The sequence below is a fragment of the Salegentibacter tibetensis genome (assembly GCF_020164485.1).
GTDB lineage: Bacteria > Bacteroidota > Bacteroidia > Flavobacteriales > Flavobacteriaceae > Salegentibacter > Salegentibacter tibetensis.
The window spans coordinates 46,343-58,291 of sequence record NZ_JAIQZA010000028.1 but is presented as its reverse complement, the minus strand read 5'-3'; the positions used below and the strand labels follow the sequence as shown (position 1 = coordinate 58,291).

8 protein-coding genes are annotated in these 11,949 nt (G+C 35.0%); 2 read left to right on the top strand and 6 right to left on the bottom strand.

Annotated features, from left to right (window positions below):
- Nucleotides 1-215: 215 nt before the first annotated feature.
- From LB467_RS13955 to LB467_RS13945, 3 genes are all read right to left on the bottom strand, one after another.
- On the bottom strand, nt 216-584 hold the full coding sequence (locus LB467_RS13955; RefSeq protein ID WP_224474663.1) for an ArsR/SmtB family transcription factor: 369 nt from the start codon (nt 582-584) through the stop codon (nt 216-218).
- A 275-nt stretch (nt 585-859) separates the two neighbouring features.
- Nucleotides 860-1,648 (bottom strand): DUF1259 domain-containing protein, encoded by a 789-nt coding sequence (locus LB467_RS13950; RefSeq protein WP_224474662.1) that lies wholly within the window; start codon nt 1,646-1,648, stop codon nt 860-862.
- 536 nt (nt 1,649-2,184) lie between these two features.
- Nucleotides 2,185-3,105: a hypothetical protein gene (locus tag LB467_RS13945; protein WP_224474661.1), complete on the bottom strand. Its 921-nt coding sequence runs from the start codon at nt 3,103-3,105 to the stop codon at nt 2,185-2,187.
- Between the two features lie 410 nt (nt 3,106-3,515).
- On the opposite strand from LB467_RS13945, the gene LB467_RS13940 reads away from it, so the two are divergent.
- Complete coding sequence (locus tag LB467_RS13940) at nt 3,516-4,223, top strand: hypothetical protein (RefSeq protein ID WP_224474660.1); 708 nt, start codon at nt 3,516-3,518, stop codon at nt 4,221-4,223.
- A gap of 327 nt (nt 4,224-4,550) precedes the next feature.
- On the top strand, nt 4,551-5,756 hold the full coding sequence (locus LB467_RS13935) for a site-specific integrase (protein ID WP_224474659.1): 1,206 nt from the start codon (nt 4,551-4,553) through the stop codon (nt 5,754-5,756).
- A gap of 527 nt (nt 5,757-6,283) precedes the next feature.
- Here the strand turns inward: LB467_RS13935 and LB467_RS13930 are convergent.
- The 3 genes from LB467_RS13930 to LB467_RS13920 are packed head-to-tail and all read right to left on the bottom strand — an operon-like array spanning nt 6,284 to nt 11,946.
- Nucleotides 6,284-8,191 carry an ATP-dependent helicase gene (locus LB467_RS13930; protein WP_224474658.1) on the bottom strand — a complete coding sequence of 636 codons (1,908 nt, stop codon included), beginning with the start codon at nt 8,189-8,191 and terminating at the stop codon, nt 6,284-6,286.
- Nucleotides 8,173-10,272, bottom strand: a complete 2,100-nt coding sequence (locus tag LB467_RS13925; protein WP_224474657.1) for an ATP-dependent nuclease — start codon at nt 10,270-10,272, stop codon at nt 8,173-8,175. Before LB467_RS13925 ends, LB467_RS13930 begins: the two co-directional genes overlap by 19 nt.
- 9 nt (nt 10,273-10,281) lie before the next feature.
- The gene (locus LB467_RS13920) at nt 10,282-11,946 is read right to left on the bottom strand and encodes an N-6 DNA methylase (protein WP_224474656.1); all 1,665 of its coding nucleotides are present in this window, start codon (nt 11,944-11,946) and stop codon (nt 10,282-10,284) included.
- Between the last annotated feature and the right edge of the window lie 3 nt (nt 11,947-11,949).

Sequence of the window (11,949 nt, the reverse complement as noted above, 5' to 3'; positions counted from 1 at the left end):
GTATAGAACTTAAGGGGGAAAGTCTAAGAAAAAAACTGTAATATTGTCATTAACTTATCTTTTTGACCAAAATCCTTAGGGGGGTCAGTATGGCCGGAATGAGGGGTCAGCATCACCGGAATATCCAGCTACCAGAGCAAGTATAGGAGTTAGGCAACAAAGGGAGCTGGCGACACCAGTTAGGATACCCACACCGAGCAATCCATTTTTTGTTTTCATATAGCTTCAATTTGATGGTTAAGTAAATTAAAAAAGGGGGCAAGAAGTTCTCGGTGGTCATTCCGCAGTGAATAAAAGATGGTCTGACCTTCCTTTTCTGATTTCACAAAATCTCTATCTTTCAACTTTCGCAAGTGTTGGGAAACCGCAGGTATCGTCATGTTCAGGATATCACTTAAATCACAAACACATAACCTTTTTTCTGTCTGAAGGACATAAAGAATCTTTAGTCTTACGCTGTTACTCACCAATGAGAGTTTATCGGTTAAAGCACTTACTTCCTCATCAACTTCTGATATTTGTTCTTTACACCGCCTGATTTGATTCAAATCGGCCTCTTTCCGAATGCAGTAATTCTCTTCCATTTCACAAATGGTATATGAAATAAACTATTTAAGCAATAACTTAAATACATCAAAGTCTAAAGAAGGAAGGAGGACTCGAACTGGAGATTATATTCTAAATTACTAAAAATCAATTTGGTACAATAAAAAACCACCTCTTTGAAGGTGGTTTTGTCTTAGTAGCTGGAAATATTGTAATATCGACCCAATTTGTTGATGATTTGATTGAAGTGGCTGCGTTGTACAGCAAACATTAATAGGTAGATTAGCCCTACTTCGGGGAGTTTGTCTAAACTTTAGTTTTTCTTACCCGTCTCATCTAAGGCGGCTTTCAACCCAACAGCTAATTCTTCAACTGGCCCCACTCCCCAATAATGAAGGAAAAATATTCTTGGTTCTTCGTGAACCATATGATTATGTACAGCCACAACTTCTATATTATTTTCTACCAACGCTTCAATAACGGGTGCTACCTCATCTGCAAGCATTGCAAAATCACCTGCTACTGCAGCTTTTTCGTTGGTGCCCTGCCAACTGGCCCAGGTGTTGAAACCTAAAAAGGTACTTACAGGAGCTCCGTGTTCTTTAAGTTCGACATCAGGACGTCCAATGGTTATTTTATAAACACCATTATTCATTTTCCCTTGATAACCTAGAATACTGTCAATAATTTTAATATTCAATGTGTTTTCGACAGATAAACTCTCGGCATTGGCTGGATTCGTACCTCGCACTTCACTTACTTTATCAAAAACAGCCTTGACACTTCTTCCTAATTTCTTTTCATCACCCATACCACCTATGTGCATATACATGACATCAGGTTCGTTTCGCACAAAATGGTTGTGAATCGCAGTAATGGTCAAACCTTGTCTAATAATCTCCTGCTGGACGGGCTTTAAGTCAGATTCAGTTACAACTATATCTCCCATTAACATTATCTGCTCTGCACCTGGCGCAAATGCAGCCCAACTTCCTAATCCCATCGGAGGAATAATTTTAAAGTCGTCAACGGAGACATTTAAATCGTTTTGAGGGACTGTAACTTTAAACTGACCATCATTTTCCTCACCTTCCATTCCCAACTCCTTTTTCAGAAGCTCGATATCAATTTTATTTAATACTGTGCCTGATGTTGATACCTGATTTGCTTCCGCTAAATTAGATTCTTTTCAGCATCCGCACATCCTAAGAAGAATACAGAAAAGGCTAAAAACAGATAATAAAGTGGTTTTGACATAATTTCTTGATTTAACTCAAATATAGGGAATATTCCACCGTTAGAATCGGCTTGATAAAGGTCTAGATTTTTGTCATAACATAAGTAGCTATAGTGCTTGAAACGATATTCATCAAAAAACAAAAAAAATCATAAAACACTTTCTCTGATAGTTTGGTCATTACAGAAACAAGGCAATATCCATCCAAAAAAATAAATATTCATATAACTGTAATTGCTGATGTAACAAGAAATACAAAAAGTTATAAATCCAAAAAAGTCACTATTTTAAGTGGCTTTTTCTCTTTGTAGCGGGTAAAATTGTAATATCGACCCAATTCATACAAGATTTACAGGCAATTGCCCTACTCTAATTTTTCAATATTAATATATCTGGTGATTTTATTTATCCCATTCCAATATTACATCTGCAACACTTTGATGGACCTGTTCAGACAAAAAGGATATAAGCAAGGAATTATTTAAATCCTCATTTTGTTTCTTTAGGGCTACCCAAAATTTTTGGAAGGCTTCTATACCTCCTTCATCGTATATATTTCCCGCTGCCCTGTGCAATCTTGACTGATACCATCCATAGTTGTCAGGGTTCTTTGTTGTTATTTCCCTGTAATTAGCTTCCAATTCCGCTAAGGTCGTAAAAGGAAATTGGTCTGCGTTAGCCGTAGAAACCACCATTTCGGGAAAAACAGTTAAAGCAGGCAGTAAATATGGTTCTTTTTCGGCTATGTATGTATGCAGAAATACATTACAAAACAATTCGCCCAGCCATTTGCGCTGGATATTTAGGTTCCCCTGTATGTGATAAGCATGTCCCAACTCGTGAATTGCTATTAAATCAAAAAAAGGCTGAAGATTTAAATTCCCTTCCTTGTTAGTATAAGTGCTTCGAATTTTCTCAGCTAACTGATTTGGTAATTTCTCTAATGGTGGTAAAAACCCTTTCCAAAAAGGATTGTTTTCAGAAGCAACAACCAGCGTTTTGCTATCAGTATAATGTGGCATTCCATATACAGGGTGGTTCGTATAGTTTCCCCAGTCATCTGGTGAAAGAACCAATAAAGTGACATTGGGCTTAAAACCCACATGCTTATTGTAAAATGCTAATGCTCCGTCAATACTGGCTGCCATTGCTTGGGCTTGGTCATTGGCTCCTTCACTGAAGAAGGTGGGAGTTTGAGTGGTCTCCAATCTACTTAATTTTTCAAATGATTGGCCTTGCAGAGAACAGGTTATTATCAAAAACAAAAAGCATGGTGCAAGTTGAATTACGTTTGTACTCTTTAAAGAATATTTTGGTTTCATAATAGTTTTTTCTGGTTAGTTGACTAATTATCAATTAAATATAATAATTTCTGATAACTACCAGTTTTACTAACTAAAACTGAAGAAATTCTACGAATAAACTACATCTCCTGCAACTCAATGCAGAGATTTTATTTTGACAAAAGAAGTGGACTCGAACCAAGAAAAGAAATGTAAAGTCCAAAAAAAGAATAGTATAAAATAAAAAAACCACCCAAAATAGGTGGTTTTTCTCTTTGTAGCGAGTAAAATTGAAATATCGAATCAATTCATGCAAGATTTGGTAGCGGTCGCTACATTGAACAAAGAAACATAAACGGGTAGGGTAAAGTGTATCTCAGTTGTCTTATATAAAAAGATATTAACTTATCTTTATCAATGTCAATACCCTTAATCTAAAACCTATTAATATGAAAAAGTTATTTTCAAAATTGCTGGCAATTACACTTGTTGTTGGCCTTTATGCTTGTAGTTCAGATGATTCTACCAAACAACCAGTACTATCGATAAATTTTAATACCGTTACATCCCCTTTTGAGGCAAATGCCCAGGCATCCTCATTTAATAAACAAACTTCTGGGGGCAACTTTGTTTTTAGTGATGGATTTATTACCATATCAGAATTGGAGTATGAAGCTGAAACGGAGAATGATTCTACTTCTGTTGAATTTGAACTTGAAGGAATCGTTATGATAGATTTTGCTACGGGAATTCCTACACCAGATATCAGGGCAATAGCAATTCCTGCAGGAACTTATGAAGAAGTAGAAATAGAAGTAGAGCTATCCGATGAGACGGATGAACCTGGGGTTGTTTTGAACGGTATTTACACATCCCCTGATGGAACCACACATCCTGTTCGTTTTGAATTTAATTCAGACGAAGAATTCGAAGTAGAAAGGGAAGGAACAATAGTTTTTACCGAAAATCAATCGGCTATTGCTGAAATCACCTTCGACCCATCTGTTTGGTTTGCTGGAGTTAGTGATGAGCACATGGAAAGTGCCAATAAAAATATGGATGGTATAATAGTGATAAGTGAAGAACACAATTCTGATATTTTTGATATTGTTGCGGACGGCCTGGATTTAGCTACTGACCTGGAAATTGAAAACTAAGAATTTAGATGTTTTCCATTTAATTAATCTTATTTACAGGAAAACGAAATCGAACCATCTAAATCACTGAAAATAAAATGTATAAAATAAAAAACCACCTGATTTAGGTGGTTTTTTTCTTTGTAGCGGGAACTGGACTCGAACCAGTGACCTTCGGGTTATGAGTTTTCAACCTTCGCACTACAAATACACTTAAAACCCTTGTTTTTCAATGATTTATGATTAGCTTAATATTTTTCAATATTAAAAAATAAGGCTTGAAACTAATAAATGTTGTACCTATGTTGTACCCATAATTCACTATATTTATAATTCAATGTATTTATTATGGCAACCATTAGAGCAGTTTTACGTAAAAAAAAGAACTCAGAAAATAAATTTCCGATAGCAATTAGGATTACAAAAGACAGAAAAAGTACGTTTCTGGGTACCGGTCAGTATATTGAAGAAAAATACTGGGATAAAACAAATAGGTGTGTGAGGAAAAAACATCCTAATGCCAATTACATCAACAATTTTATTATATCGAAAATTGCCGAAGCAAATAAGAAAGTCCTCGAAGCTGAAAGCAGTGAAGAATACCAAAACGTTAGATCCATAAAAAGAAAAATCACTCAGAATAAAAAAGTCGATTTTTTTGAAATAGCAGATAAGCATCTAGAAAATTTAAAAAACAGGAACAGACATCATCAATATGATACTGAGGTAGGACGTTTAAAAAAGCTAAAAAAATTTCTAAAGAAGAACGAATTAGGCTTTAGTGAGATAACTGTTTCGCTTCTTAAAAAATTTGAAGCTTATTTACTTCACGATAAAAAGCGCTCACCCCGAACGGTAGTTAACTATCTGATTTTAATACGTACTATTTACAATCTTGCGATATCTGAGTCTTTAGTTGACAGAGGCATGTATCCCTTCGGAAAAGGAAAAATTCAGATCAAAATTCCAGAAACCCAAAAAATTGGATTAAACCATAAGGAAATACAACGCCTGGAAAATGCTACCGGCCTGACCGAACCTCAGCAAAAAGCAGTGCACGTATGGCTAATCAGTTTTTATTTTGCCGGAATCAGAGTGGGTGATGTGTTAAAATTAAAATGGTCAGATTTTAATGATGGTAGGCTAATGTACCGGATGAACAAAAACAGTAAACTGGTAACCCTTAAAACACCGGAAAAGGCTGAAGCTATATTCAAACATTATCGAAAGAAAGAGTCCCATCAGGATTTGATTTTTGATTATCTCAAAGACACAGACTTATCCGATACCCATAGAGTTTCCATAAGAACCCAAAGTGTAAACAGAAACTTAAACCGACTCCTAAAAAGGGTGGCATCAAAACTGAAGATAAAGAAGAAAATGAGCATGCATATCGCCCGTCACAGCTTTGGAAATATTTCTGGTGATAAAATTCCCATTCAAATGCTACAAAAACTTTACCGACATTCCTCTGTAACTACCACCATAAATTATCAAGCAAATTTTATTCACAAAGAAGCTGATGAGGCACTGGATAGTGTAATCAATTTCTAAATAAGGGTGATAAATAGCTGTAATCGAAATTAATTTACTTAAGAAAAATCTGGCTATTACATGGGCTTGGGCTGAATATATGTTCTGCTTCTCTTATTTCTGATCTAAGAAAAACATATAAAAACTATTTAGTGAAAATTATTATATTTATCCTAAGTTGAAGATAGCGGTTAAGGAGTGGCCAACACCTAGCAGATGATGGGGGCAACTTTCGGCTGATAAGGACGGCGTTATCTGATATTAATCTGCAACTAAGCTCCGTCTCACCCGGAGCTTAGTTATGTGACACGAACGCGGGAGTCTACACCCGCTCTTTTCTTAGTTAACCAAGAATGAGTTATTTCAACGGCTACGATAAAATAGCAATTTTTTAAATATTATTTGATTCCCGCACTACAGACTATATTTTCCGTGGTGCCATACCGGGTAGAAAGCTTCATTGTTCTAATACCACCACCTCGAAATTCGATAATGTTTTTTCTATATTTCAAAAGAGATCTTTTTATTTTCTAATAGTTCCAGACCTATTATACTGAAATAACATTCTCTTTTCCAAACCAATTCTTAGCAACTGTCAAAACATCTTCACTAGGTTTATAATAAAAAATACCTAACCGTTTTTTAGCTCTTGTACAACATACATAAAACAATTTTTGCGTCCTATCGAGTACAGATGGAGATCCTTTTTCTAAGAATAAATTCTCAAAATTGTAATTATTCCATCGTCCATTATCCAATATAACAAATACATTATCAAATTCTGCTCCTTTTGTCTTGTGTTGAGTGGTAAAGGGCGTTTTTCCTTCTAAATAATTATAAACCTTTTGAAACTCCTTAAAAGGGACTTCCATAACACGATCGTAGAGATATTTATTTTTCAATTTAAACTCTTCTAAACGATCGTCAATAATACAAATTCCTGAGGTATGAGCCTCCTTAAGTATGGTTTCTATACTTTTATCACCTACTTGAACTAAAGCCTCTATATGTGTCTTTAGTTCTTCTTTATCCTTTACGTAATTAATTTTAAATCGATAATCAGTAATTTTCAGAAATTCGTTAAAGCGCCCCTTGGAATATAAATCAATAGTTTGTTGAATACGAAACAAGTGTTGAATCAGGCGATCCCTTTTTGATCCCTTTTTAGATTCCTCGTTTACAGACTGCTTTTTATCATCGATTAATTGATCCTTGCTGAAGTACATCTTCCTAAAAACTTCATAGGATAAAGCTTTAGCTCTGGCCAGTTGCCGAGGATGCTCTTCCATAAAAGGTTTCATACTGGCGGTTGGGCGGATCCTAAATTTATCCTTGTCCAATACGAGTTCTTCTAAATAATCGAGCACCTCGCCGAAAGTTTTTTCGGAAAAATCTTCATTTACATTATAATCCTTAATGTAGGCTTTAATTCGGTCTCTGTATTTAACGATAGCATCACCATCATAGATATTAATCAAGGTTTGAAAACCAGCCTTCTCAGCAATAAGATTGTGGGTTAAATTTAATTCCTTTGTATGTTTTACATTTTCAAAGTTCCAGTCATATTGCTCATGCAGGTAGGTCTTAATATTTGTAATATTAGGATTGTTAGAATATAAAAATAGTAACTGCCCCTCCTGTATTTTACCATTTTCCATATTTGGTGCATCTAAATCTTTGGACGGCTCCTGTTCAATTTCATCGGTCCTTAAGATATTAGCCAAATCGATTATTTTTTTGGGATTCCTACGGTTTTGTACTTTTTTGATATGAATAATATGTTCCTTGTAATCACTTAAATCACCGATAGTATTATCATAGATCGATTGCATTGTATCACCAAAGAATCCAATTATGTTTTTTTTGTTGCTTTGTTTTAAATGAACTAAGAGTATTTCTATGATAGCTTTGTCTGTATCCTGGTACTCATCAACCAGAACAAATTGAAATCGATCCTTTAAGATATCGCTTAACCGCGAATAGTTACTAAACATCTCATGAGCAATCAATAATACTTCATCATGAGAAATTATTCCTTCTTGAAGTCGCAAATACTCTTTATAATTTATAGGATTATCATCAAAATAATCCTCCGGAACATTTTTTAATCCGCTTATTGATATCCCTATTGCATTATCATTGAGAATTTTTATTAAACTTTTTTTCAGCTCTTTTTGAAAATGTTTAATGATATCCCATATAAAATCATGTATAGTTGATACTTGCAAATTGGCATAAGAGACACGATCTTCAATTTCTTTTACTGCAGCATTGGTGTACGTAATACAAGCAATGTTTGCTGAAGGCTGCTCAATAAAGATTTGTCTAATAACCTGTACCAAAGAATAGGTTTTTCCACTCCCTGCACCCCCACTGAGCAAGAAATTCTCTCCTTTATCAATAGCTCCAAATATTTTCTGTACTTCCGGTTCTAGCGCTACTCTGTCTTTAGCCATAATAAACCTTCTTTTATATAATGAGGAATTGACCAGTTACTAAACTTTTTATTACTGTGGTAAATAATATCCAACGCAAAGTGTGTTTTTTTTGCTATGCACTTGTCTGCCAAAACGTAAGCATTATTTCCTTTATCTTTAAAATCTGGTCGATTCTTAATACCTCGAAAATTTTCGATGTTTTCATTAATAAATTTTTTATTGATATGGATAAAAGCATCCTCAAAGCTACGAGCATGATAGCCCTTCTCTTCTAATTGGTAAGATACTAGTAGGCTTGCTTTACCATATGTAAGCGTTCGATCTTCAATAGAAGCAGATTTAATTTTATCCCAAGACCAATTTTTAAAATAATAGTTTATAGCGGAATTACTCGTTCCCGAACCTTCTACCACTGTACATGCTGTGGTATTAGGTTTACTTTTCTCGGAATCCTCCGATTTGATCGAATCAATATCGGTTAAGATCAAGGATTTTATACCAAGGAACTCAATAAAATTTTTAAATATTTGGCTATAAGCTCCCACCTCAATAATAGAAATATTCTGAGATAATAACGGCAAATTAGTATCTTTTTGATTTGCCTTTGCAAATTGAAGTTTTTGCTCCAGGTCAATTTTACGCATTAAGGTTGGCACCAAAATTCTTTCGGTATCTCCCTCTATTAAAACGGCTTTATCCGCAAAAAATATTTCGGCTCGACTAATGGTCAAATATTGTTTTAAAAATTGATAATGATTGGAATCTTCATAAATAATTTTAAGGGATTTCAGGTTTTTTGCGATTATATTATTATTCTCTTTTTTTAAATATTTAATATCATCAAAATCACTATCCGCTACAATATGAGAAGAATGGGTACTTATAACATATTGCAAAGGCCAAGTTTTTTTATTACCATCAATTTCTTTCTCGATGCCCGTACCTAACAATTTTTTTATGTTTTTTATAAAAACGTATTGCATCTGTGGATGCGTATGTGCTTCCGGTTCTTCTATAAAGAGTAAATTGATATCCGAAGGTCGCTCATCTTGTTTTCTCTTGAATTCTTCGACCAAGATCTCAATTTCAAAAATCATGCTTATTAAATTCAAATAGCCTAAACCATTATAACTTTCGGGTAGTTGATTCGTGTCATCATGTTTGTAAACCACAGTGGTATTCCCCTCCAACAATTCACGATGCTGTAGGGATGAGATGATGTCAATTTCACTTTCCTCGGCCCTCAAACCGCCAAAAAGTTTTATTTTTTCAAGAATAGAACTAAATAAGTCTTTATAAATTTCACTCAGATCTACATCCGTTTGAGATAATTTATCCTGGAATTCCTCAATTTTTTTCAATTGATCTTCATTCGGCGCAGATCGGTTATAAATTCTAGAAGTTTGACCGGATAATGTGCGGTTTGATTCTGTATTGGTTACCCCACGTTTGGCACTAATGTATTGAAAATTTATAAGGTCTTGAACCTTGAAATTATCCTCATTTAAATCAATAAAATCTTTGGTAATGACTTTTTCTGAATCCCGATCAAATAATAGGGAATATTTACCTACCTTAAAATAAAGTGCATGAAATTTTTTAAGGAAATCCGTGATAGATCTTACCTGATATGGCTCATTCTTTTCTTCCTTTTCTGATTTTTTTTGAACTTCTTTTTGTTCAAATTCAGCATAATCGCTTTTAAGTTTTAATAAAGCGCTATAATCCAGCTGATAAGTAAAATCTAAAACTACCGTATTATTCTCTGGATCCAGATCCATCATCACTTGACTGATATTCTTTAGGTTATCCTTTTTGGTATAACTGATGAAAATGCGTAGTCTGACACCCTGAAATCCATATGTCTCTTCCTCAACTTCTTCCTTAATCAATTCTTCCAATTTTCCTTTAAAATCAATATTGAAATCATCATAACGAAAGTTTGGCTTCGCTTCTTTTAAAAACTTAGAAAGAATAGATAAAATGGATGTTTTACCAGTATTGTTCTTCCCGATAATTAGAGAGAGCTTATCTTCCATATCTATCGAAAAATCTTTCAACAATCTGTAATTATTAACCTCTATTTTACTTATTTCCATAATACGGCTTTAACTATTGGCTTTAGGTTTTCTTCTTTTCCGCTGTATCCTGCGTTGGGATAATTTACGCCATATATCTCTTAACCGGTTTACTTCATCTTTTGAAAAACCATGATAACCGATTAAAAAAGCTTCATCCACTATATCCAAGACGTCTTCAATGCGACGTTTTCTTATAAGCTGATCAATTTCTTCAAAATCCAAAGGCAGGTCCGCAATTTGAGGAATGGCGATTTCCTCAATTTCCGTAGGTTCAAAAGTCATCACCCCTCCTCCATAACTCCTTCCGGTAATTTCTGAAAATGCAAAGGATAAAGAATTTAAAAACAAAGCTGAAACCAAACGACCATTAATATTCTTTTTAAAACGTATACGGTGAATTGTATCGGTAGCTGATGCTCCGGTTTCATTTAAAATTAATTTGGGATAGTCATGTATTTGCCGCAGCGCAAATCCATCCGGAATCCATAAGGAGGGTGTGACATACCAACGCTTTCGAATACGTGTTTTATAACCTGTATGAAAATCATTTTTTTCTCCGTAATGAATATAATTCTGTGCAGCCGGGGATAGCTTTTCTAAAGCTTCATTGGGCGGAATAAAAAGGTGAACCGACTGCTGGGTCCCTGAAATCTCCGTAAAGTCTTCCTCACTAAACCTAATTCCCTTCAATTGATTTGATCGGCTAACCACAGGATTAGTATTTTTACTCAACTGCCAAGTATCAACCTGATCTTTTTGCAACATAAAAAAGGCATTTCTACCGGTTACCAATCCTACATCCACCTCCATAATATCTCCACAGGTTATGACGCGCGGATCTTGTTTTAATTCCTTTAACAGTTGGATTTCATTCTCCTCCAAAAAGTATTTGGTCCACTTCTCAGAAGCATGATCAATGGATTTTACGGGTGTTTGATGAAGTTGCTCCAGGTTTAAGTTTTCCAAATCATCGAGACCATCCAGCTCAATTGCACGAATACCTCGTTGACTTTCCACATTTCGTTCTCCAAGCAATAATATCACTTCTTGTTGAATATGGTCGAAAACCAATCTTTTAAATGAAATGATGGTGAGCCTTTCAAAAATCTCGGAGAGAAATATTCTCGTCTCGGCCGCATATTTAACTTGAAAAAGCTCAGCCGGAATCACCATGGCCATCTTACCCTCATCATTTAATAAATGTGCAGAGAGAACCAGAAAGGGAACCCAAATATTGGTAAGTTTATTAGGTTTTAAACCCAGATCTTTCATCATGTCAATGGCAACATCCCGATGTTCCTGGGGGAAATTCTGATATCTTATAAAAGGGGGGTTACCTATAACCGCATCATATCGTTGATTAGGGTGGTTTGCTATGAAGTGAAAAAAATCTCCCGTATTTATAATGTTTACGGGATCGACTCTCATATCCCGAAGTCGTTCAGAAGCCTTGACGGCTTCCTCACTTAATAATTCTATTCCTTGCAGTCGATTGGAAATCTCTTCGGAATTAACTCCCAACTCTTGAAGCCTGCGTACTGCAGCCGACAAAAAATTGCCGTCTCCACTACTTGGTTCCAAAATATGTTGACTGTTTTCATCGATACACCAACGACATAAAAAATCGGTAATTGGCTGGGGAGTATAATATCCTCCCCTAAGTTTTTGTTTGCTAGGTTGCTCCTTTGCCATTGC

What these genes read in the sequence shown, in the direction of transcription:
- LB467_RS13955 (WP_224474663.1), bottom strand. Translation starts at nt 584, where the DNA reads ATGGAAGAGAATTACTGCATTCGGAAAGAGGCCGATTTGAATCAAATC.
- LB467_RS13930 (WP_224474658.1), bottom strand. Translation starts at nt 8,191, where the DNA reads ATGGCTAAAGACAGAGTAGCGCTAGAACCGGAAGTACAGAAAATATTT.
- LB467_RS13935 (WP_224474659.1), top strand. Translation starts at nt 4,551, where the DNA reads ATGGCAACCATTAGAGCAGTTTTACGTAAAAAAAAGAACTCAGAAAAT.
- LB467_RS13925 (WP_224474657.1), bottom strand. Translation starts at nt 10,272, where the DNA reads ATGGAAATAAGTAAAATAGAGGTTAATAATTACAGATTGTTGAAAGAT.
- LB467_RS13945 (WP_224474661.1), bottom strand. Translation starts at nt 3,105, where the DNA reads ATGAAACCAAAATATTCTTTAAAGAGTACAAACGTAATTCAACTTGCA.
- LB467_RS13940 (WP_224474660.1), top strand. Translation starts at nt 3,516, where the DNA reads ATGAAAAAGTTATTTTCAAAATTGCTGGCAATTACACTTGTTGTTGGC.
- LB467_RS13920 (WP_224474656.1), bottom strand. Translation starts at nt 11,946, where the DNA reads ATGGCAAAGGAGCAACCTAGCAAACAAAAACTTAGGGGAGGATATTAT.